Genomic DNA, 21,765 nt, shown 5'->3' on the forward strand with positions numbered 1-21,765 from the left:
TATGAAATTTCGGGCTTTGCTGGCGCTATTTGCCGGCGGATCGTTGTTGGCCGGTTGTGCGGCCACCGCAGCGGACACCAATTCGGCCAGCAAGGCAGCGCCCGTTAAATCGAGCAAGTCGGGCAAGACGGCTTTCCCGTCGACGTACAAAGCCTATCCTTCTACTCCCACCGCCGTTACCGGCGTGACCATCTTCGACGGTGAAGGCGGTCGGATCGACAATGGTACCGTGTTTATCGCGGGCGGAAAAATAACCTCGGTCGGTGGCGCTGATACCGCTATCCCCGCCGACGCAACCATCGTTGACGGCTCCGGCAAATATATCACGCCGGGTATCATCGATGTGCACAGCCATCTCGGCGACTATCCGACGCCCAGCGTGTCGGCGCATAGCGATGGTAATGAAGCGACATCTCCGGTGACCCCTGAAGTCTGGGCGGAACATAGTGTCTGGCCACAGGATCCCGGTTTCTCGCGGGCGATGGCCAATGGCGGGATCACCTCGCTGCAAATTCTTCCGGGTTCGGCCAATCTCTTTGGTGGTCGGTCGGTTACGCTGAAGAATGTTTCGGCGCGAACCGTGCAGGCGATGAAATTTCCCGGAGCGCCTTATGGTATGAAAATGGCTTGCGGCGAGAATCCGAAGCGCGTTTACGGCGGTCGCAACCGCATGCCATCAACCCGGATGGGCAGTCTGGCGCTCAACCGGCAGACATGGATCGACGCGCAGGAATATCGCAGCAAGATGAATGACGCCAAGCCGCCGAAGCGCGATCTCGGCAAGGAAACATTGGCCGCTGTGCTGGACGGAGAAATATTGGTCCACAACCATTGCTATCGTGCCGACGAACTTGCCCAGATCATCGATATGTCGAAGGAATTCGGCTATAAGGTAACCGCGTTCCATCATGCGGTCGAAGCGTATAAGATCGCTGATATTCTGGCGGAAGAAGGCATATGTTCTGCCGTCTGGGCCGACTGGTGGGGCTTCAAGATGGAAGCTTATGACGCCATTCCGGAAAACGCGGCACTGCTGCAAAAAGCCGGCGCTTGTGTGATCATCCATAGTGATGATGAAAACCAGATTCAGCGGCTCAACCAGGAAGCGGGCAAGGCGCTTGCCGATGGCCGCGCGATGGGGATCGAAATCAGCGACGCCGAAGCGATCCGCTGGATCACGCTCAATCCGGCGAAAGCCATGGGCATTGATAAAATGACCGGTAGTCTGAAACCGGGCAAGATGGCCGATATGGTCTTGTGGAACGGCAACCCGCTCAGCGTTTACTCGCGGCCGGAGAAAGTCTGGATCGACGGGGCGCTATTGTTTGACAGTGGCGATCCAAGCCGACGTCCGGTCAGTGATTTCGAACTCGGCCAACCTGGTGAAGGAGACGTGAAATGAAGCGCTTTGCAATATTGCTCGGCTCCGCTGCAGCGCTGATCGCCGCTCCTCTTGCGGCGCAGACCACCGCCATCACCGGCGGCAAGGTCGTGATCGGCGACGGTAGCGCGCCTATCGAAGGTGGCACAGTGCTGATCCGCAACGACCGCGTTGTCGCTGCCGGTGCCAATGTCAATATTCCCGCCGATGCGCGGCGGATTGACGCGACCGGTAAATGGGTCACCCCGGGCATTTTTGCCGGGTTCAGCCGCATCGGCCTTGTCGAGGTCGGCGCGGTTACCCAGACCAATGACATGAACTCCAGCGGCTCGCCTTTCTCGGCGGCCCTCGATGTTCAATATGCAGTCAATCCCTTTGCTTCTCCGGTTGCGGTGAACCGCGCGGCAGGGGTCACGCGGGCGGTTGTCTCGCCGAGCACTTCCAGTTCGATTTTCGGTGGCTATGGCGCTGTCGTCGATCTCGGGCAGGATGAGAATCCGATCACCAAGGCGCGCGCCTTCCAGTTTGTCGAACTGGGCGAAACCGGACACAGCCGGGCAGGGGGCAGTCGTTCTGCCTCGCACATCCAGTTCCGGGCGTTGCTCAACGAAGCGCGTACCTACGCGCGCAACCCGGCAGAATTTGATAGCGACCTGCTAAAGGCGTCGGACGCAAAGGCATTATTGCCGGTCATCAACGGCAGCACGAAACTGCTCGTCCACGTCGAAAGCGCGAATGATATTTTGAAGGTCCTGGACCTGCGAAAGGATTTTCCGGCGTTGAAGCTGGTTCTGGTCGGAGCGAATGAAGGCTGGCGCGTTGCCGGTCATATCGCCGCAGCGGGCGTGCCGGTTCTAGCATCTGCTCTGAGTGACTTGCCTTATGGCTTTGAAGACCTGTCGGCGACCCAGTCGAATATTGGCCGGATGAAGGATGCCGGCGTCAAGGTGGCAATCGGCATGATCAACGACAATGATGCCCATCAGCTGCGCTATTCGGTGCAATATGCTGGCAATCTCGTCGCGCTTAACAAGGTCCCGCGCGCCACCGGTCTGACCTGGGACGAGGCGTTTGCCGCGATCAGTTCCGTGCCTGCCGACATCATGGACATGAGCGGGCAACTCGGCTCGCTAAAAGCCGGTCGTCAGGCGGATGTTGTGATCTGGACCGGTGATCCTCTGGAGCTTTCGACACAGGTGGAGACAGTGATTATCGACGGCGTCGACCAGTCGCTGAGCAATCGCCAGATGCGGCTGCGCGACCGGTACGGCAATCCGGCCCCGGGTGCTTTGCCAAAGGCTTATGATCGCTAGTCGCTAGAGGCGCACCATCGACATCATCCGGTCGCCATAGCGGAGACCTGCGGTGCCCCCAACGGGCGCTGCGGTTTCCAGCTCGTCGAGATCTGCTTCGTTCAGTTCGATGTCGACGGCGGCCATGCTGTCTTCCAGAGTGGCCCGTCTTTTCGAGCCGGGAATAGGCACGATAAAGTCACCCTGGGCCATGAGCCAAGCGAGGGCAATTTGTGCCGGCGAGCAGTGATGCCGTTCGGCTACGATTTTTACCACGTCGACCAGTTTCATATTCAGAGCGAAATTCTCTTCCGAATAGCGGGGGTCATTGCGGCGGTAATCATCTTCCGGCAGATCGTCCCGGCTGCTGATCTGGCCGGTCAGAAAACCCCGGCCCAGCGGGCTGTAAGGAACAAAACCGATGCCGAGGTCCTGACAGACCGGCAGGATATCTTCCTCGATACCGCGCTCCCACAGGGAATATTCGGACTGCAAGGCGGCAATCGGGTGGGTTGCGTGCGCCTTTTTCAACGTTTCGGCTCCGGCTTCCGACAGGCCTAGATAGCGGACCTTGCCTTCTGTCACCAGTTCAGCCATCGCGCCGACCGTTTCCTCGATCGGGACACTGGGATCGACGCGATGCTGGTAGAACAGGTCGATCGTATCGATGCCCAGCCGGAGCAAAGATCCCTCGCAGGCCCGGCGAACATTGGCCGGGCTGGAATCGACGCCGGTCACCTGACCATCCTTGAAAGCGAAGCCGAATTTGGTCGCGATGACCAGTCGCTCGCGGCGTCCGCGGATCGCCTGTCCCAGCAATTCTTCATTGACATGAGGGCCATAGACTTCGGCCGTATCGAAAAAGGTAACACCCAGTTCGATCGCCCGGTCGATAGTCGCGAGGCTTTCGGCCCTGCTGGCCATGCCGTACATGGCTGTGCCAATTCCGGCCATCGGCATACAGCCGAGACCCAGCGCGGAGACTTCCAGTTCGGGTCCGAGTTTACGATATTTCATGTCATATCTCCTTCGCTTCTGGCGATTGTCGCCGTCACGGCCATATTCGTGCTGACATTGGCAACCGTCCGCATGATATCAGGAAAGGTCTCTATTGCCAAAAGCAGCACCAGTGGTTCGATCGGGACGCCCATGGCGATGCAGATTGGCGCGATTGACGTGATGAAGCTGATCGAGCCGGGCAGGCTGACCGCTCCCATGGTGGTAATCGCTGCCACGACCACTCCGATGGCCAAAGCGCCGACTGACAGTTGAATTCCCATCAGATGGGCAACGTAAATGGCAACTGCGAGGTTCATGCAAGGGCCGGTCGCGCGGAACAAGGCGACCGCGATCGGTAGTACAACATCGGCCGAGCGTTCACCGACGCCCATGGCTTTGACGCCATTGACCATGGCAGGCAAGGACGCGAGCGAGCTTTGCGTGGAAATCGCTACCGCCTGAGCTCTTGCCGATGCCTTGAAAAATGCAATGGGGCCGCGCTTGCCGCCGATATAAGTGAGCACATAGCTGAACACCCAGACCACCGCGCCGATGCTGCTGACGATCAGGACATAGTGGAGCAAGGCGCCAAAGGCCGCCAGTCCTGCGTTGGCACCAACGCCAAGCGCCAGAGCGAAAACACCCAGCGGTGCCAGTGCCAACACCCATTGGATCAGGATTAGCAGCGCGTCGGCAACGGCATTGAAAAACTGGTCGAGCATCATTCTTTGCGCGTCGGGCAGGCGGGTGATCGCAAAGGCAAATGCCAGGGCGAAAACCATCAACGGCAGCACCGCATCTTCTGCAGCAGAGGCAATGGCATTGGTCGGAATAAGCGCGCGGAGGAATTCGCTGAACGGAGGCACCTCGCCCGGTGGCGCTGCACTTCCCAGTGCAGACCGCAACGCTGCTGCTGCGTCCCCGTCCAGCGGGAACAGCTCGAGCAAAGCGGGCGTCACGAAAGCGGCCATGGCCGAAGAGCACCAGAGGATGAAAATCATGAACAATATGGCGCGAGCGGTCATCCGTCCGGCACGGGCCATGGAGGCTGCCTTGCCGATGCCGACGATCAGCAGGGTGAATACAAGCGGGATGACGGTCATGCGCAAGGCGTTGAGCCACATGTTGCCGATCACATCAGCCGCTTCGACGAGCAACGCGTTTCTGGTGCCGACAAATAGCCCGACCAAAATGCCGAGAACCAGAGCAAGCAATATGATTAGTGCTTTTTTCAATATCCCGGTCCTCTGCGATGTTCGAATGGACCATCAACCATGACGGCCAGCTTCTGGCAAGGGATGATTATGTGTAAATTTTGGGATTGAATTCATTCCTTCTTGGTTTCCGGCGGTTCGATGGGCTAGAGACATGCGGAACAGGGGGCTGTCCATTTTGGGATGTAAGTTGATATGACCAAGAAATTTTTCGGTACCGACGGCATTCGCGGTCTGACCAACAAGCACCCGATGACCGCGGAAATTGCCATGAAAGTCGGGCAGGCCGCCGGACGGCATTTTCTGCGCGGAGATCACAAGCATCGCGTTGTAATCGGCAAGGATACCAGGCTTTCGGGCTATATGATGGAAAATGCGCTGGTTGCCGGTTTTACCAGTGTCGGCATGGATGTCGTGCAGGTTGGTCCTATGCCAACGCCTGCAGTTGCCTTGCTTACAAGGTCGATGCGCGCCGATCTCGGGGTGATGATATCGGCCAGCCACAACCCCTATTATGACAATGGTATAAAATTATTCGGTCCCGACGGGTTCAAGCTGTCGGATGAAGACGAACTGACAATCGAAGCCTATCTTGAGGAAGAAACGAAATTGGCGGAGCCGGCGGATATTGGCCGCGCAAAACGATTTGAAGATGCCCGCGGCCGTTATATCCATGCCGTCAAGATGTCGCTGCCGGACGATATCAGACTGGATGGCCTGAAAATCGTTTGCGACTGCGCCAATGGCGCCGCTTATCAGGTGGCACCGTCTGCATTCTGGGAATTGGGGGCCGAGGTTGTCACCTTAGGGATCAGTCCCAATGGTTTGAATATAAATGACAAATGCGGTTCCACCGACCTTGCGATTTTGCAGGAAAGGGTGGTCTCTTCCGGCGCTCATATCGGCATTGCACTGGATGGAGACGCCGATCGTCTGATCGTTGTCGATGAAAAAGGGCAGGTCGTTGACGGTGATCAGCTTATGGCATTGATCGGGTCTAGCTGGAGCCGCGACGGCTTGCTGCGCGGTGACGGCATCGTCGCGACGGTGATGTCCAATCTAGGCCTCGAGCGGTTTCTGAAATCCCAGCATCTCGATCTGGTGCGGGCGAATGTCGGTGACCGCTATGTTCTCGAAGAGATGAAAAAGGGCGGTTATAATGTTGGCGGCGAGCAGTCCGGCCATATGATCCTGCTGGACCACGGCACCACCGGCGATGGTACGGTTGCGGCCTTGCAGGTATTGGGGCAGCTGGTCGAAAGCGGCAATCCCGCCAGCGAACTGCTGCACCTGTTTGATCCGGTTCCGCAACTGCTCAAGAATGTCCGCTATAGTAGCGGCCAGCCGCTCGAAAACGAGAAGGTCAAGGCTGTGATCGCGGAAGCGGAAAAGGAACTGGAAGGCTCCGGTCGCCTTCTGATCCGGAAATCGGGAACCGAACCGCTGATAAGGGTGATGGCAGAGGGTGATGACGAAGTTCAGGTCCACGCTGTCGTCGACCGGATTTGCGCCGTTGTCGAGGAAGTGGCTCGCTGATGCTGGCGATGCGTCCCGATTGTGAAAGCTGTGGCAAGGATTTGCCCGCCGAGCAAGCCGGTGCGCTGATCTGCAGTTTCGAATGCACTTTTTGTGAGAGCTGTAACAGCGACAAGCTCCACGATATCTGCCCCAATTGCGGTGGTATATTGAAAACCCGGCCGACCCGTTCAGCGGAACTGCTGGCAAAATACCCTGCCTTTACCGAACGGAAATATAGATGTTGAGTTTTCTCGATGCGATGGATGCCAGAACCATTGTGGTCATCGGTCTGATCCTGCCGGTGCTGGTGACGCTGGTCCTGTTCTTTTTTGCACGCGGTTTTTTCCGGCGGTTCTGGATATTGATCCTCCTGATTGCCGCGGCGCTCGAATGGTTCCTGATCGTTCAGGTCGGGCCGCTGTTTCTGTGACCGGAAAATGCCCGCGGATATTGTCGATCGCCGGTTCCGATAGCGGCGGCGGCGCTGGCATACAGGCGGATATCAAGACGATCACCATGCTGGGCGGCCACGCGATGACGGCGATTACCGCGATCACCGCACAAAATACTATGGGTGTTCAATCGGTTCATCCAATACCCACTGCAATGATAGTGGAGCAGATTGAATCGGTGGTCACTGACATCGGCGTTGATGCGGTCAAGATCGGCATGATCGGCAGCGCCGAAGCGGCGCGGGCGGTGGCGCAATATCTCGACAAGCTCAGCATCGCAGTCGTCTTCGATCCGGTGATGGTCGCGACAAGTGGCAGTACATTGGCCGATGCCGACACGATCGCCGCCTTTGGCGAACTGATGGACATTGCCTCTGTGGTCACGCCGAATTTGCCCGAGCTGGCGGCACTGGGTGGCAAGGACGAGGTTCTGGGGCATGGCTGCCATCTTGTCGTCAAGGGCGGTCATGGCGAGGGGGATGTCGTTGTCGATGAACTATATGCGCCGGGCGGCCTGATCAGACGGATCGAGGGCAAGAGGCTCGATACCAGTGAAACCCATGGCACCGGCTGCACCTTTGCCAGCGCACTGGCTTGCGGACTGGGCAGTGGAATGGCGCTTGAAGCGGCTTTTGAGCAGGCGATATCTTTCACGCGGATCGCGATATTGGAAGCACCGGGGCTTGGCCAAGGCAGCGGTCCGCTCGGCCATCAATTTGTTACCGACTTTCAGGACGATGATCGATGATCGCAGGTGTGGATGAAGTGGGCAGGGGCCCGCTCGCTGGCCCGGTCGTGGCCGCTGCGGTAATCCTGCCCGATGACCATAACATCATCGGACTCGACGACAGCAAGAAGCTGACCGCCAAAAAACGCGCTCGACTGGAACTGGAAATTCTCGATTGCGCCCGTTTTTCGGTAGCGCAATGTTCCGAGATCGAGATTGACGATATCAACATCCTCCAGGCGACCATGCTGGCGATGACCCGGGCGGTGGACGGCCTGAATGATGTGCCCCGTCATGTGCTGGTCGATGGCAACCGCTTGCCCAAGTGGAGCTATTCAGCCGAATCGGTGATCGGCGGGGACGCTATCCATCCGTGCATTTCCGCAGCCTCGATCCTTGCGAAAGAATTTCGTGACCGATTGATGATCGCCGCCGCCGAAGAATATCCGCAATATGGCTGGGAACGGAACAAGGGCTATGGCACGGCGGAGCATCTGGCGGCGCTCAGGCAATATGGGCCTACGCCGCTACACCGGAGAAGCTTTGCTCCGGTGTCCCAGATGGAGATGCTTTAGGCTTCCACCTCTGCCGGCTTCGGCGCGATCTTGCGTTCTGCCAATACCCATTCGCCGCTCTCGCTTTTGATATATTTGGGCTGGCGGGTCACGTTCCAGACCAGACCCATTTTCTCCAGCAGCAGCAGGACATAGCCAGCGATGTCGATCTCCCACCATGCCATGCCCTGAAAGCTGGCGCGCGGATGTTTGTGGTGGTTGTTGTGCCAGCCTTCGCCAAAGGTCAGCAGCGAGAAAAGGAAGCTGTTTCTGGATGTGCCGACGCCTTTGGTGTGACGCTGTGATCCGACAACATGGGCGTAGCTGGAAATGCCGAGGGTGATCTGCAGAACGACAAATGTCCGGAAATAGCCGCCTATCAGGATCGTGCTGATGACATGGTCCCAGCCGCCGAAGGCAAGGCCCCAGATGCCGGGAAAGATGATCAGCGAGAATATCAGCCAGTACCAGCGGGTCTTGTGCAGCCAGAGCACGACATCATTGTCGGCAAGTCCCTTGCCATAAATGCTGGTGTCGGTGACGCAATCGTCCATGAACCAGCCGAAATGTGAGTGGAACATGCCCTTCAACCGGCTGGTCTTGCGCCCGCGGCCATCAAGCCAAGGGCTGTGCACGTCGCCGATTTCATCGCTGTGAGCGTGGTGACGCCGGTGGTCGGTGGCCCAGCGCAATACCGAAGACTGGATCGACATTTGCGCCATTGCGCCGAGTATATATTGCATCGGCACCGATGTCTCGAACGCCTTGTGCGAATAATAGCGGTGAAAGCCGAGCACGATGCCAAGCATCAATATGATATATCCGGCAATGAATGCCGACCATTCGACCCAGCCGGTGTCATAGGTGAGCATATACCAGACCGCAGCGATCGATCCGAAAATCTTCGATCCGAAAACAATCGCATATTCCCGGCGCTTTTCGCGCCCGGCTTCGCCGCCGACTATGACGCCGGGATGCGGGCGGGGTTCATCGCTATGCTGAGAAATGCCGTTTTCTTGCTGATATTTATCGCGAAAATTGCGCGCCATCTGTTTTCCGACCCCCGTAATGCTAGACTGTGGAGCTAGTCTGTTGATTCAGCATATAGCCGGAACGCTCCTTTTTGGGAATCAAATTTGAATTCGGGCAATTTCGCGAAAAAAATCAAATATATTTTTCCGACAGAGTCTTTTCCGTCACACCACTAGGGATTGAGTCTGGCTCTCCGGCATTGACTCCATATCTGGTGACGGACTCGTTTCGTTCTTTTTCGCCGAGTCGCGTTAACCATAAAGATACGCCTTTAACCTATGTTAACGGCCTTGACCGCCGGCCATTTCGGACTCACCGTTAGCGCTGTTGGAAAAAGGAATAGAGTTTCATGGGGATTATCGAGCGCATTCACGCGCCCAAAACACGCACCGCACCACGCGCTGCACCAAGCACCGCAAAAAAGGCTGTCGATCTGCCACTGGGGCAGATATTGAAAATGGATTGCATCGAAGCCATGGCGTCACTGCCTGATGCATCGGTCGATATGGTGTTTGCTGATCCTCCCTATAATTTGCAACTGGGCGGCGATCTCTTCCGTCCCGAAGGCGGGCAGGTGGATGCCGTGGATGATGCCTGGGACCATTTTGACAGCTTTGCCGCCTATGATGCCTTCACCAAGGCCTGGCTCGCGGAAGCACGCCGCATTCTCAAGCCAGACGGCTCCCTCTGGGTTATCGGCAGCTATCATAATATTTTCCGGGTCGGCGCTACATTGCAGGATCTGGGCTACTGGATCCTCAACGACATCATCTGGCGCAAGGCCAATCCGATGCCGAATTTCAAGGGAACGCGCTTCACCAACGCGCACGAGACCCTGATCTGGGCATCGAAGTCGGAAAAGGCGAAATATACGTTCAACTATCGGGCGATGAAAAATCTCAACGACGAATTGCAGATGCGCAGCGACTGGGTCATGCCGATTTGCGGCGGCCAGGAACGGCTGAAACGCAACGGCAGCAAGGCGCATCCGACGCAAAAGCCGGAAGCATTGCTTTACCGTATCATGCTGGCGACGACCAATCCCGGTGATGTTGTGCTCGACCCGTTTTTCGGCACCGGCACGACCGGCGCGGTTGCGAAACGACTGGGCCGCGAATGGATCGGTTGCGAGAAAGAGGACAGCTATTGCGAAGTCGCTGAACAGCGGATCGCTGAAGCTTTGCCGCTCGATGAAAGCTCGCTCAAGACCATGCAGTCGCCCAAATCCAAGCCACGGGTTGCTTTCGGTACTCTGGTCGAAACCGGCTATCTGAAGCCCGGTGACGAATTGTGTAGTAAGAACCGCAAGTTCAAGGTCAAAGTGCGGGCCGATGGCTCGGTGCTCTGGGATGGACAGGAGGGCTCGATCCACAAAATCGGAGCCACCGTACAGGATGCGCCGAGCTGCAACGGATGGACCTACTGGTATTATGATGACGGCAAGACGCTGAAGCCGATCGACAATCTGCGCCAGACCTATTTGCTGGCGACCGAACCCTGATATGGGCGCGCCATTGGAAGATTTGGAAGCATGTGGAGCGGATGCCAGACTCTATCTGAAGCCTGTTGGACTGGTTGACAGTCCGCAATGGCATGATGGTAAAAATCGACGTTTAAACAATAGTTTAACGTGGTTTTCTCAGATAGAATATCTGATTGTTGAGGCCGGAAAGTCGAACCTCCGGGGGCTCGTAAATGTCACCCAGTGGCCGGAATGGTCAAAAACTCTTTCCGAGCCGCTGGCCGAGCGGGCGGCGGGGCAATTTGCCAATCTGATCCGGCATCACGAACCGCTGCAATGCGGAGAGCGCATCATCCGGTTCGACCAGCCGCACGTGATGGGCATATTGAATATCACGCCCGACAGTTTTTCCGATGGTGGCAAGCTTCAGGACGATCCCGAAAAGGCGGCCGAAGCGGGCCTGGCGATGGCGGTTGCCGGCGCGTCTATCCTCGATATTGGCGGGGAAAGCACCCGGCCCGGCGCGAACCCGGTATGGGAAGGCGACGAGATCAAACGCGTGGTGCCGGTGATCGAGAGGCTGGCCCATTGCGGCGCCGTGATATCGATCGACACGCGCAAGGCAGCGGTGATGGAAGTGGCGATTGCGGCGGGTGCGCATTTGATCAACGACGTTTCGGCCCTGTTGCACGACAAACGATCGCTTGAAGTCGCCGGTGTTTCCGGTCGTCCGGTTGTGCTCATGCACGCGCCGTCAAGCGGCAAAAACCCTCATAAAAGCGATGGTTATGGCAATATTGTCACCGATACGCTCGATTGGCTCGAACAAAGGGTCGCCGATGTCGTCGCGGCAGGTTTCGAGCGCGACAAGATCATAATCGATCCGGGCCTGGGTTTCGGCAAGTCGCTGGCCGACAATCTCGCCCTGATGAACAATATCGCAATGTTTCACGCGCTCGGCCAGCCCTTGTTGATCGGTGCCAGTCGCAAACGGATGATCGGCGCTCTGTCAAAGGAAGCACCGGTCGATCAACGCCTCGGCGGTTCAATCGCTTTCGCCCACCACGCGATACAGCAGGGTGCGCAAATCGTCCGGGTGCATGATGTGCCGGAAACGGTTCAGGCCCTGCAAGTCTGGCGCGGCATGCGCGACGCCGGGGTTACTGCGCCGGTTTAGACCGGACTCCGCGATATCTGGAAAGCGGACGGCGGTCATGGGTTTGTGGGATGGCCGGGATTGGGTGGTTTTCTGCCCGTCCGCTTCACAAAGAGGGCATTGATTTTTCAAACTGCCATAGTGGCGTTCTGATATGTGATTGGCTTCGGACGCTAACCCGTCCTAATTGTCGGCTAGCAAGGTCTCCATCATTGCTCGAGCTGCCTCCGTGCCTAACTTTGCTATCAGAATACGGTTCGTCTCATCCCCGATTTCGAAGGTGAGTGTCGGTACGCCGTATTTTTTATGCACATAGTTTTTTGAATTAGCCTGTCCGAGATTGTGATTAGCATCGCGGTTTACGGTATAGTCCGGCATTTTGGCTTGCAACAGATCGAGCCATTTTTTCAGGAACAAGGGCGGATTAGTGGGGTAGTCATCCGGGATGGTATAAAACACATCATTCTGGGTGGAATGAAAATCAACGAACAGACGAAGCTGCTTATCCGGTGCTGTTTCTATGTCTCCGAGCAACTTGTCCATTAATCGCGTTTCGGGTTGCGCAAATGGTCCCCAGTCGCGGTTCAGGTCGGTGCCGCCAGTGTTATGCCGCCAATAGCCGTGATCGACGCCGTCGGGATTTAATACCGGAACGACTATAGTTTCAAACCGCGCACGAAATCGCCTGGCGAGCGGATCGTCGGACAGGAGGGTTTCAACGAACGGCATCATCACCAGCGCGCTAGTTATTTCAGGGGGATGTTGCCGACCGATCAAGACTATCTGTTCACGCGGTTTGCTTCCGGTTGCTGTGATCGACATCGCCGGAATATCTTTGCCTTCGGCAGATTTCCCGAGCAGGAACTGTTCAACCAATGGCGATTGCGATGCCTGCTCGACCCATGCAGCATAATCCGATGACGAGATAATCTCCTGACCCGCAACGAACATCGGCTTGTCGCCCAGAGTGATTGTCATTCTTGCCTGCGCGACCCCGTCAATGTCTTCTACGGTAATGGAGTCTGGCGACAGACGTGTCCAGTTCAGGCCATCGGTACTGGTCTTGGGCCAATAGCGATGACCGCAATGCTCATAGGAGAGATTGACCTGCACCGTCCCTGATTTGCGCGGCGTCAAACGAAACGCATACCAGGCGCTGCAGTTGATCGGTGGTTCGTCTTCCGGCTCAATCTTTATGGCGAGACCGGTTTGGTTCACCGACTTGCAGGACGCTATGTTGCCGCTCGGAAAATCGGTATCGAGAACTACATCTGGAGTTTCGCAGAGACCGGAAGCCGCTACAGAAGATGCAACGTCAACGCTATCTGCGCAGCCGCTGAGAACAAGAGCAAGGGGCAACGCGGAAAGATAATATCTGGTCATATTCGCACCGTGGCAGGATTTGGTGGTGGCGGAGCTGGAATGATCCATAGCCCCGCCAACCAGGATCAGAACTTTTTACGAATTTCCGCGAAGAGCGTGCGACCCTTGCCGCTATGCTCGGCGCCGTAATAGCCATAGCTTTCGTCAGCAATTGGTGGATCGCGGTCGAACAAATTGTTCGCGCCGATGCGGATGCGCGTATCGTTCAGTGCACCTTTACCTTTAAAGGTATAGCCACCCGACACATTCACGACAAACCACGAACGGACCGGCAAGGAATCGCCTGCGACATTGGTTGTGCTTGGATCGAGGAATTTGCCGGTATATTTGCCGAACAGGTTGATATCGAAGTCACCGATATCCCAGTTCACCGAAGTGCTGAATCGCCATTTGGGGCGGCCATCAACCAGGAGCAATTCGCCCAGACCTTCGACCGGGAAATTTGCCTCGAGCAGAGCTTGGCCGTCGGTGCTTGGTACCTGGAAGAATGACCTCAAACGAGCCGCGTTGAAGCGGATGTTGAAGTCTCCGATCGGGGTGGCGCCGATGTCGTAATAAGCACCAAAGTCAATACCCGTCGAAGTGCGGCTATCCAGATTCAGATAAGGATCAAGTATGAATGTGATCGGGCCCGCTGGATCGCCGGCAAGGCTTGAACCCGCAAACAGTGCGATGGTATCGGCATCGACCGGACCGCGCAGCACATTGGGGTTGAAGCTGCCCTGTGTGCGCAGCAGCAGATCGAGCGCGACCTGGTTCTGGAAGCCAAACGTTCCCACCAGGCCTGTTTGCTTGATCCGCCAATAGTCTACGGTGAAGGTAAAGCCGGGCAGCTCCGGCGGCGAAAGAATGATGCCGGCATTGATGCTTTTGGTGTGTTCGGGGTTTAGCTCGTTGGTGCCAGTACGCAGACTGGAAACGCTGGATCCGGCACAGTCATCGACGTTGTTAATGCCAGCCTCGCCTCTTTCCACACGTGGCAAACAACGGACGAAATCGTCTGTTGTATTACTACGCGTTGTTCCGACATCGTTAACCTGGGCAAGGTTAGGCGCGCGGAATCCCTTGGACCAGGCACCCCGAAACGTAAACGCCTCGTTCAAGCTCCACGAAGCCGCGATGCGCGGAACAAACGTGCTTCCCACATCGGAGAAACTCTCGAACCGGCCGGCAAACTGCACGTCAAACTTGCGGATCAGCGGGATATCCATGTCTTCGCTGACCAATGGCACGAACACCTCGGCAAAGGCCGAATACACCTCCCGGTTACCTGACGTGTCAGGACTTGGGCTGGTACCCAAGATGTCGCTGGTATCGAAGAGGCCAGAAACGGTGTCCGTAAAGGTAATCGTTCCGTCGGCGCGCGGATCACGGTCGTCGAGAAACGTCTCGCGGCGGGCCTCGACGCCTAGTGCGATACCCAAATCTCCACCGGGAAGCTGGAACAGGTCATTCCGAGAGATCTTGAAGTCGGCTAGGGCAAGCGTGGTTTCTCCTTTGCGGAAAACGTCCACGAGAAAGCTATCGATCGTTGCCTGATTGTTGAATCCGCTACCTTCGGTATTCGAGTTGGTCAGGCTACCCCCGCTAAACGGGTTATAGGCTGATGCATCGGTCCGGTTAATCGCCGCCTGATAGAGGGTTTGTGAAATGCGTGTGGCGCGGTCGGTCGTGTTGGCCTGCGTATAGAGGATCGCACTATCGAAATCCCATTCACCAATTTCGCCACGCAATCCGCCAAGCAGCCGCCAGCTGTCACCGGTGACCTCAATTTCGCGCGGGCCCGCATCAATGGGCCGATATCCGACAATCTGCACAGTCAGACCTGCAGCGGGAACATTCGTACCCGTCACGCGGTAAGGATTAGTAGGATCCGCTGCACCAAACGGATTGTAATAGGCGGTTTGTGAAACAGTTACCGGCGCAGCGCCTAGCGGAGCCGATTGTTCGATAGTCCGGTTCAGCTTCGAATAATAATAGGATCCTTCAGCATAAAACTCCATGCCATTATCAAATTCGTGATTGAACAAGGCGTAGGCATTATAGCGATCGCGTTCCGAATAAAGGTTGGATACCGGCGCCGTATCATAGCGCAGATCACTCGTTATAGCACTGGTGGTGCTGCCGTTATCGATACAATATCCAGGATTTTGACTGAGCTGGATATTGCAACCGGTATTGGCTGAAGGCTGGATGTGGAAATCATCATCGCCAACCAGGTTGACACTTCGGCTCGCCTTGAAGCGACCCCAAGGCGTAATCGTGCTGCGGTTGTCGAGCTGGGAATCACCTTCAAAACTCGTGCCTTCAAAGAAGCGCTGGAAATTGTCGGTTGACGAAAAATCCTGTTCGGTCGCGAGGATGCCATTGCCGTGGAAATAACTGCCATACAGCGTCAGGTTCGTTTTGCCTTCGTTGAAGTCAAAGCCTACGCCGCCGAAAATATTATACTCAAACTGCGAGGTACTATCGGAGAAATCATATCGCCCCTGCAAGAAGCCACCTTTCATATTTCCTTTCAACTGGGTATCGATAACCCCGGCGACAGCATCCGCGCCATAAATTGGCGAAGCACCATCGCGCAACACTTCTACGCGGCGGACGGCGCCGGGTGGAATGGTGTTGGTGTTGGGTGAAACGACCGGCACAAGCAATTCGGTCTGGAAGCCCGGGTTTAGCACCATGCGTCGACCGTTTATAAGTAGCAGAGTATTGCCGGTTCCAAGATCGCGCAGATTGATCGAAGCCACATCGCCGCGTGCTGCGTTTGCGCTACCGACCGTGTTCTGGTCGTTAAAAGCAGTTGCGCCGATTTGCGGAATTGATCGGAAAAGTTCGTCACCGGTAGTGGCACCGGTTGCCTCGATCTGTTCTTCCGTCAGTACTGTAACCGGAAGAATATCGTCAATTTTTGCGCCTTTGATCTGGCTACCTGTTACAACGATGACACTTTTATCTTCAGCCGAGTTTTCGGCCGTTTGAGCGAATGCACTATCGGCGCTGATCAGCGCCGTTGTCCCGAGCAAAAGCGCGCAGACATTACGGATTCCAGACATAACTTAACCCCCCGTGTAGAAAAACAGAAAACAAGCAGAACGAAATAATATTCAAATTTTAAAATGGTGGCTGCCAATTTGCGCATTGTCCCCGTGCAACATTTCGGTCAGCTAGCAATCTAGGGCGCTTGTTTTCGGTAGTGGTCAATCGAGATTCGGATCGAGATCGTAAAATTGTTCATTAATGCGACATTAATGTTACACAGGAGCTTCACGCCTGACATCAGCTCATGAGTGTTACTATTTGATCCCCGAACGACCACAATGGGGCCAATTGCTATCGTCTTTCGCCCCCAAAGCAGACATTGGGCTCAATCGGCCAGTTCAACCTGCCGGACGTCATAGCCGGACTTGTTGAGGTCGGCGATCAGGCCTTCCAGCTGTTCGCGGTCTTTTGCTTCGCATTCGATATCCGTGATCAGGCCTTTGGCCGGCAGGTTGGTGAAAACCCGCTGGTGATAGACTTCGATGATATTGACTTCATGCTCGGCAAATTGCTTCACGACATTGTAAAGCGCGCCGGGCTGGTCGCGAAGATGCAGGCGTAGCCGCGCGAGGCGGCCCGAGCGAGCGAGATCGCGGAGAAGGACGTTGGCCAGCAGGCGGGTATCGATATTACCGCCGCACAGCACGAGGCCGACTTTCTCGCCCTTGAATTTTTCCTTGTTGCTCAGCAACGCGGCAAGGCCGGCAGCACCGGCGCCTTCAACGACTGTCTTTTCGATCTGCAGCAGCAGGCTGACAGCGCCTTCCAGTTCGGCTTCGCTGACCAGCAAAATCTCGTCGACATATTTCTTGATGATCCCGGCGGTAAATTCGGATGGATTGCGCACGGCAATGCCTTCTGCCAGCGTATCGCCTCCGGCCGTCAGGGTTTTTCCGTTCAATTTTGCGTACATGCTGGGATAAAGCGCTGCCTGCACGCCGGTCATCTTGATGTCCGGGTTGATCGCAGATGCTGCGGTTGCCATGCCGGAAAATAATCCGCCGCCGCCGATGGGAATGATCAGCCGGTCCAGATCGGGAATGGCTTCGAGCATTTCGATCGCCACGGTTCCCTGACCGGCTGCGACATGCGGGTCATCAAAGGCGTGGATGTAGGTGAGGCCGCGTTGATCGGAGAGCAGCATGGCATGAGCATAAGCTTCATCATAATTGCTGCCGAAGATGACGATCTCGGCACCATGGCCGCGGGTCTGTTCGACCTTCACCATCGGTGTCGTGCTGGGCATGACGATTGTCGCCGGGATGCCCAAATTTTTCGCGTTATAGGCAAGGCCCTGAGCATGGTTGCCGGCCGATGCCGCGATCACGCCAGCCTTGCGCTTGCTTTCGTCCATCAGCAGCAGCGCATTGAGCGCACCGCGTTCCTTATAGGCTGCGGTAAACTGAAGATTCTCGAATTTGAGAAAGACTTCGGCGCCGCTCAGCTCTGACAGGGTGATGCTTTTCAGCGTCGGGGTGTGAACGACGCGGCCCTTGATCCGGTCGTGCGCCGCTTTCACGTCCTCGAAATCGAAGGAGGGAAGGGCGGATTTCTGCATATCATTCATATCGCCTGTGCCCCTAACGCATCTGGCCATCGAGGGAAACAATGATTATGGCCGTACCAAAGGTTAGGGAGATTTATGGCAAATATCGGATTTATCGGGATGGGCGTGATGGGCGGTCCCATAGCGGGTCATCTGGCCAAAGCGGGGCATGAGCTCACCGTTTACAATCGCACCAGATCCAAGGCCGAAGCCTGGGTTGCGCAATATGGCGGAACTCTGGCCGAGAACCCGGCGGCAGCGGCCCGTGACAAGCAGATTGTAATTACCTGTGTCGGCAATGACGACGATCTTGCCTCTGTTACGATGGGGCGTGACGGCGCTTTTTCGACCATGGGATCGGGTTCCCTGTTCATCGACCATACGACCGTTTCCGCGCGGATCGCGCGGCAGTTGGCGGTCGAAGCCGAAGGCCTGGACATCCATGTCGTCGACGCCCCGGTTTCCGGTGGTCAGGCCGGCGCGGAAAATGGCACCTTGTCGATCATGTGCGGCGGCAGCGAGGAAGCCTTTGCCGCAGCCGAACCGGTGATGTCGGCTTATGCCGGACGGATCGTCCATGTCGGACGAACCGGTGCCGGACAGACGACAAAAATGTGTAACCAGATCGCGATTGCCGGGGTTCTCGAAGGACTGTCGGAAGCACTGCGCTTCGCTCAGGCCAGCCAGCTCGATCTCGACAAAGTCCATGAGGCGATCTCGGGCGGTGCGGCGCAGAGCTGGCAGATGGACAATCGCTGGGCGACGATGGCGCAGGACAAATTTGATTTCGGCTTTGCCGTCGACTGGATGCGCAAGGATCTCGGCTTGGCGATCGAGGAAGCGCGTACCAATGGCGCGACCATCCCGGTGGCGGCGCTGGTCGACCAGTTTTACGCGGAAGTGCAGGCCGCAGGCGGCGGACGCAATGACACGAGTTCGCTGGTATCCCGCCTCCCGAAAAGAAAATAGACTAAGGTAGTTGATATGGCAGGTTGGCTGAAAAATTGTAGTACGGCACTGGGTGTGATTGCAGGTACGGTCTTGCTCGCGCCCGCGGCTGCCCATGCCGACAGTCTGATCGAGAATGTCAACGGCATGACCCTCGACAGCGATGGCAAGATCATCCGCTTCGCCGCGATGGTCGTGGATGATGAAGGCAAGGTCAAGCAGTTGCTGGACCGGAAAGACAAGCGTCCGCGCGACGTGGATTTCCAGTTTGACGGCAAGGGCCAGACCCTGATCCCGGGCTTTTTCGATGCCCATGGCCATGTCATGGGGATGGGTTTCGGGGCGCTGACGCTGGATTTGTCCGACACCAGGTCTCTGGAAGAAGCGCTTGCCAAGATCGCGCGATATGCGGCAGACAATCCGAACCGGCAATGGATCATCGGCAATGGCTGGAATCAGGAGGTCTGGGGACTGGGTCGCTTTCCCACCGCGGCTGAACTGGATGCGACAGTCTCCGACCGTCCGGTATTCCTATCCCGCGTTGATGGTCATGCCGCCTGGGTCAATGGTGCGGCAATGAAAGCGGCGGGCATCTCTGCTTCAAGCAAATCCCCTTCTGGCGGAACGATCGAGAAGGCCGGCGGCAATCCAACCGGGATCTTTGTCGATACGGCGATGGATTTGTTCGGAAATGCCATTCCCGCTCCCCGGCCGGTGGAGAATGATCTGGCGCTGGGCAAGGCGCAGGATATATTGCTCGCCAACGGGGTAACGTCGATTGCGGATATGGGCACGACGATGCAGGACTGGCAGAGTTTTCGCCGGGCAGGCGATGCCGGCCAGCTTAAAATCCGGATTGTCTCTTATGCTGCGGGTATCGATAATATGATCGCCATAGGCGGCCCCGGACCATCGCCATGGCTATACGACGATCATCTCAAGCTGGCCGGCGTGAAACTCTATATGGATGGTGCCCTGGGATCGCGCGGCGCCTTGCTCAAAGCGCCTTACGCCGACAGGCCCAAGGAGAGCGGGTTGGCTATGCTGACGTCGGCGCAGCTGAAAAACAAGATGAGCAGGGCGGCCATGGATGGTTTCCAGATCGCGGTGCACGCCATCGGTGACAAGGGAAATGACGAAGTCCTGTCCGCTATCGAGGAAATGCAGGCGACATATAAGGGAGACCGGCGCTGGCGGATCGAACATGCCCAGATAGTCGATCCGTCCGACATCAGCCGCTTCGCCGCTTCCGGAACGATCGCCTCGATGCAACCTGTTCACCAGACATCCGACCGGCTGATGGCGGAGGCGCGGCTCGGCCCGGATCGTCTGCACGGCGCTTATGCCTGGCAGTCCTTGCTCGCTTCCGGGGCAAGGCTCGCGTTCGGCACGGATGTTCCCGTGGAATCATCCGATCCCTTTGCCGGACTGGGCGCTGCGATGACGCGGGAAGATGCCACAGGCCAGCCGTTCGGAGGATGGATGCCCGAAGAACGGCTGAGCCGCGAACAGGCATGGCAGGCCTATACAAACGGAGCGGCTTACGCCGCTTTTGCCGAGGATCGCCTGGGCAGCCTCGAGGTGGGAAAAAGGGCGGATTTCCTTATTATTGATCAGGATATTCTGCTGGCAACCCCGGCGCAGGTTCGCAATATGCGGGTTCTCCAGACCTGGATTGCAGGCAAGCCTGCATTTGTTCGAAAATAGAAATGAGAGGCTAAGTGCCTTGCAAACAAGCTTACTTGAGCAATTGATTGGTATTTGCAGTTGTGCAGAATCTTGAATCGGGCTAGTAGTTTACATAGGAAGGGATGGATGTAATGAAACCCTTCTGAACTACTGGGGCGTACTGAAGGGCCAAATTTTGGTCTTTTAACCTTTGTAAATTGACTAAATTGGAGCATTATTATGAATTTCGGTAAATTGGCTGCGGGTATCGCAGCGGTAGCTTTGGTAACGGCTCCTGTCGCTGCTCAAGCCGCAAACAGCGCAGCGCCTGCTGTTGAGCGCGTTGGTGCGACTTCGTCGTCTTCGGAAAAGCTTGAAGGCAGCAATGGCATCCTGATCGCCGTTCTGGCAGCTGCAGCGGTTATCGCTGGCATCATCATCATCGCTGATGATGACGATCCAACAAGCCCCTGAGCTTTTGCAAAATAAATTTGAAACGGGGCGATTTTCGCCCCGTTTTTTTTTCCGTCCGTCAGAATCAATATGAAAATACGTGGTAAATCACCTTTTCATTTTGTTCCCTGCATTGCATATTGTCCATGCCGATTCTGAAAATGTAACAAAAGGCTGGCAATGTGACTGCACCCGTTCGCTTCCCGCGATTTTTTGTAACCAATCCGAGCCCGTGCCCCTATTTGCCCGGCAAGAGCGAACGCAAGGTCTTTACCGAACTCAACGGCCCCCATACTGACGAGCTGAACGATGCGCTCGGACGGATCGGATTCCGCCGGAGCCAGAATGTGGCCTATCGGCCGAGTTGTCTGGATTGCAAGGCGTGCGTTTCGGTTCGGGTTGTCGCTGACGAATTTCGTCCCAACGCAACCCAGAGAAAGCTCATCCGCCGCAATCAGGATCTGGTTGTCGAAGCTTGCGAACCCTGGGCAACAGACGAACAATATCAACTGCTGCAGAAATATCTCGCCAAGCGCCATCCCGGCGGCGGCATGGCCGAAATGGACGAGATGGACTATTCCGACATGGTCGAGCAATCGCCGGTCAAAAGTTTTGTGATCGAATATCGTGAACCAACCGAAGACGGTAGCAAGGGACCTCTGGTCGGCGCCTGTCTGACCGATCAGCAGGGCGATGGCCTGTCGATGATTTACAGCTTCTTCGACGCAGAGCATGGCGAACGCGCCGGTCTCGGAAATTATATCATCATGGATCACATCCTGCGCGCCAGGACAGCCGGATTGCCTTATGTCTATCTCGGCTATTGGGTCGATGGCTCGCCGCAAATGGAATATAAGGTCAGATATCAGCCAATCGAGCGGCTTGGTCCGGAAGGTTGGCAAAGATATGACCCAACCGATCCACTGAAACAATAACCC

19 protein-coding genes are annotated in these 21,765 nt (G+C 56.4%); 13 read left to right on the forward strand and 6 right to left on the reverse strand.

Translation table 11 applies throughout. From position 1 onward, the window contains the following. Position 1: 1 nt before the first annotated feature. Entirely contained in the window at positions 2-1,402 is a 1,401-nt protein-coding gene (locus AAC060_RS06040) for an amidohydrolase (RefSeq protein ID WP_339824047.1), read from the forward strand. Beyond that, positions 1,399-2,694, forward strand: coding sequence for an amidohydrolase family protein (locus AAC060_RS06045; protein ID WP_339824048.1), 1,296 nt, complete (start codon positions 1,399-1,401; stop codon positions 2,692-2,694). The genes AAC060_RS06040 and AAC060_RS06045 overlap by 4 nt, the downstream gene beginning before the upstream one ends. A 3-nt stretch (positions 2,695-2,697) precedes the next feature. Here AAC060_RS06045 and AAC060_RS06050 read toward each other — a convergent pair whose 3' ends face one another. Next, on the reverse strand, positions 2,698-3,690 hold the full coding sequence (locus AAC060_RS06050) for an aldo/keto reductase (protein ID WP_339824050.1): 993 nt from the start codon (positions 3,688-3,690) through the stop codon (positions 2,698-2,700). Next, positions 3,687-4,907: a cation:dicarboxylase symporter family transporter gene (locus AAC060_RS06055; RefSeq protein ID WP_339824051.1), complete on the reverse strand. Its 1,221-nt coding sequence runs from the start codon at positions 4,905-4,907 to the stop codon at positions 3,687-3,689. The genes AAC060_RS06050 and AAC060_RS06055 overlap by 4 nt, the downstream gene beginning before the upstream one ends. A 174-nt stretch (positions 4,908-5,081) precedes the next feature. On the opposite strand from AAC060_RS06055, the gene glmM reads away from it, so the two are divergent. From glmM to AAC060_RS06080, 5 genes are read left to right on the forward strand one after another with little or no spacing between them, the layout of a single operon-like run. Beyond that, entirely contained in the window at positions 5,082-6,422 is a 1,341-nt protein-coding gene (glmM, locus tag AAC060_RS06060; RefSeq protein ID WP_339824052.1) for a phosphoglucosamine mutase, read from the forward strand. Next, the gene (locus AAC060_RS06065) at positions 6,422-6,649 is read left to right on the forward strand and encodes a DUF1272 domain-containing protein (protein ID WP_339824054.1); all 228 of its coding nucleotides are present in this window, start codon (positions 6,422-6,424) and stop codon (positions 6,647-6,649) included. Before glmM ends, AAC060_RS06065 begins: the two co-directional genes overlap by 1 nt. Continuing rightward, positions 6,643-6,834 carry a hypothetical protein gene (locus AAC060_RS06070; protein ID WP_339824055.1) on the forward strand — a complete coding sequence of 64 codons (192 nt, stop codon included), beginning with the start codon at positions 6,643-6,645 and terminating at the stop codon, positions 6,832-6,834. The genes AAC060_RS06065 and AAC060_RS06070 overlap by 7 nt, the downstream gene beginning before the upstream one ends. Continuing rightward, a complete protein-coding gene (gene thiD / locus AAC060_RS06075) occupies positions 6,831-7,604 on the forward strand; it encodes a bifunctional hydroxymethylpyrimidine kinase/phosphomethylpyrimidine kinase (RefSeq protein ID WP_339824057.1) in 774 nt (257 codons plus the stop codon). The genes AAC060_RS06070 and thiD overlap by 4 nt, the downstream gene beginning before the upstream one ends. Then, positions 7,601-8,158, forward strand: coding sequence for a ribonuclease HII (locus tag AAC060_RS06080; protein ID WP_339824059.1), 558 nt, complete (start codon positions 7,601-7,603; stop codon positions 8,156-8,158). Before thiD ends, AAC060_RS06080 begins: the two co-directional genes overlap by 4 nt. Here AAC060_RS06080 and AAC060_RS06085 read toward each other — a convergent pair. Then, positions 8,155-9,186, reverse strand: coding sequence for an acyl-CoA desaturase (locus AAC060_RS06085; protein ID WP_339824061.1), 1,032 nt, complete (start codon positions 9,184-9,186; stop codon positions 8,155-8,157). The two genes, AAC060_RS06080 and AAC060_RS06085, sit on opposite strands and share 4 nt — an antisense overlap. Before the next feature lie 332 nt (positions 9,187-9,518). On the opposite strand from AAC060_RS06085, the gene AAC060_RS06090 reads away from it, so the two are divergent. Both AAC060_RS06090 and folP read left to right on the forward strand, forming a co-directional pair. Beyond that, positions 9,519-10,670 carry a DNA methyltransferase gene (locus AAC060_RS06090; protein ID WP_339824063.1) on the forward strand — a complete coding sequence of 384 codons (1,152 nt, stop codon included), beginning with the start codon at positions 9,519-9,521 and terminating at the stop codon, positions 10,668-10,670. A gap of 1 nt (position 10,671) precedes the next feature. Further along, complete coding sequence (gene folP, locus AAC060_RS06095) at positions 10,672-11,808, forward strand: dihydropteroate synthase (RefSeq protein ID WP_339824065.1); 1,137 nt, start codon at positions 10,672-10,674, stop codon at positions 11,806-11,808. 162 nt (positions 11,809-11,970) lie between these two features. Here the strand turns inward: folP and AAC060_RS06100 are convergent, their stop codons facing one another. The 3 genes from AAC060_RS06100 to AAC060_RS06110 all read right to left on the reverse strand — a co-directional run bounded on the left by AAC060_RS06100 (position 11,971) and on the right by AAC060_RS06110 (position 17,779). Beyond that, positions 11,971-13,218 (reverse strand): M14-type cytosolic carboxypeptidase, encoded by a 1,248-nt coding sequence (locus AAC060_RS06100; RefSeq protein WP_339824067.1) that lies wholly within the window; start codon positions 13,216-13,218, stop codon positions 11,971-11,973. A gap of 17 nt (positions 13,219-13,235) precedes the next feature. Further along, positions 13,236-16,226, reverse strand: a complete 2,991-nt coding sequence (locus AAC060_RS06105; RefSeq protein ID WP_339824069.1) for a TonB-dependent receptor — start codon at positions 16,224-16,226, stop codon at positions 13,236-13,238. Between the two features lie 311 nt (positions 16,227-16,537). Continuing rightward, positions 16,538-17,779, reverse strand: a complete 1,242-nt coding sequence (locus AAC060_RS06110; protein ID WP_339824071.1) for a threonine ammonia-lyase — start codon at positions 17,777-17,779, stop codon at positions 16,538-16,540. A gap of 75 nt (positions 17,780-17,854) precedes the next feature. On the opposite strand from AAC060_RS06110, the gene AAC060_RS06115 reads away from it, so the two are divergent. The 4 genes from AAC060_RS06115 (at position 17,855) to AAC060_RS06130 (ending at position 21,762) form a co-directional block, all read left to right on the forward strand. Then, positions 17,855-18,727, forward strand: a complete 873-nt coding sequence (locus AAC060_RS06115; RefSeq protein WP_339824072.1) for an NAD(P)-dependent oxidoreductase — start codon at positions 17,855-17,857, stop codon at positions 18,725-18,727. A gap of 15 nt (positions 18,728-18,742) precedes the next feature. After that, the gene (locus tag AAC060_RS06120) at positions 18,743-20,413 is read left to right on the forward strand and encodes an amidohydrolase family protein (protein ID WP_339824073.1); all 1,671 of its coding nucleotides are present in this window, start codon (positions 18,743-18,745) and stop codon (positions 20,411-20,413) included. 201 nt (positions 20,414-20,614) lie between these two features. Continuing rightward, positions 20,615-20,848, forward strand: coding sequence for a hypothetical protein (locus tag AAC060_RS06125; protein WP_339824074.1), 234 nt, complete (start codon positions 20,615-20,617; stop codon positions 20,846-20,848). Positions 20,849-21,009: 161 nt separating this feature from the next. After that, positions 21,010-21,762: an arginyltransferase gene (locus AAC060_RS06130; RefSeq protein WP_339824075.1), complete on the forward strand. Its 753-nt coding sequence runs from the start codon at positions 21,010-21,012 to the stop codon at positions 21,760-21,762. The last annotated feature ends 3 nt before the right edge of the window (positions 21,763-21,765 follow it).

It is taken from the genome of uncultured Parasphingorhabdus sp., assembly GCF_963975555.1.
GTDB lineage: Bacteria > Pseudomonadota > Alphaproteobacteria > Sphingomonadales > Sphingomonadaceae > Parasphingorhabdus.

Coding starts and splice junctions, on each gene's coding strand:
- AAC060_RS06110 (WP_339824071.1), bottom strand. CDS start 17,779: ATGAATGATATGCAGAAATCCGCCCTTCCCTCCTTCGATTTCGAGGAC.
- folP (WP_339824065.1), top strand. CDS start 10,672: ATGGGCGCGCCATTGGAAGATTTGGAAGCATGTGGAGCGGATGCCAGA.
- AAC060_RS06050 (WP_339824050.1), bottom strand. CDS start 3,690: ATGAAATATCGTAAACTCGGACCCGAACTGGAAGTCTCCGCGCTGGGT.
- AAC060_RS06120 (WP_339824073.1), top strand. CDS start 18,743: ATGGCAGGTTGGCTGAAAAATTGTAGTACGGCACTGGGTGTGATTGCA.
- AAC060_RS06040 (WP_339824047.1), top strand. CDS start 2: ATGAAATTTCGGGCTTTGCTGGCGCTATTTGCCGGCGGATCGTTGTTG.
- AAC060_RS06090 (WP_339824063.1), top strand. CDS start 9,519: ATGGGGATTATCGAGCGCATTCACGCGCCCAAAACACGCACCGCACCA.
- AAC060_RS06070 (WP_339824055.1), top strand. CDS start 6,643: ATGTTGAGTTTTCTCGATGCGATGGATGCCAGAACCATTGTGGTCATC.
- AAC060_RS06080 (WP_339824059.1), top strand. CDS start 7,601: ATGATCGCAGGTGTGGATGAAGTGGGCAGGGGCCCGCTCGCTGGCCCG.
- AAC060_RS06065 (WP_339824054.1), top strand. CDS start 6,422: ATGCTGGCGATGCGTCCCGATTGTGAAAGCTGTGGCAAGGATTTGCCC.
- AAC060_RS06105 (WP_339824069.1), bottom strand. CDS start 16,226: ATGTCTGGAATCCGTAATGTCTGCGCGCTTTTGCTCGGGACAACGGCG.
- AAC060_RS06045 (WP_339824048.1), top strand. CDS start 1,399: ATGAAGCGCTTTGCAATATTGCTCGGCTCCGCTGCAGCGCTGATCGCC.
- AAC060_RS06100 (WP_339824067.1), bottom strand. CDS start 13,218: ATGGATCATTCCAGCTCCGCCACCACCAAATCCTGCCACGGTGCGAAT.
- AAC060_RS06085 (WP_339824061.1), bottom strand. CDS start 9,186: ATGGCGCGCAATTTTCGCGATAAATATCAGCAAGAAAACGGCATTTCT.
- AAC060_RS06125 (WP_339824074.1), top strand. CDS start 20,615: ATGAATTTCGGTAAATTGGCTGCGGGTATCGCAGCGGTAGCTTTGGTA.
- AAC060_RS06115 (WP_339824072.1), top strand. CDS start 17,855: ATGGCAAATATCGGATTTATCGGGATGGGCGTGATGGGCGGTCCCATA.
- glmM (WP_339824052.1), top strand. CDS start 5,082: ATGACCAAGAAATTTTTCGGTACCGACGGCATTCGCGGTCTGACCAAC.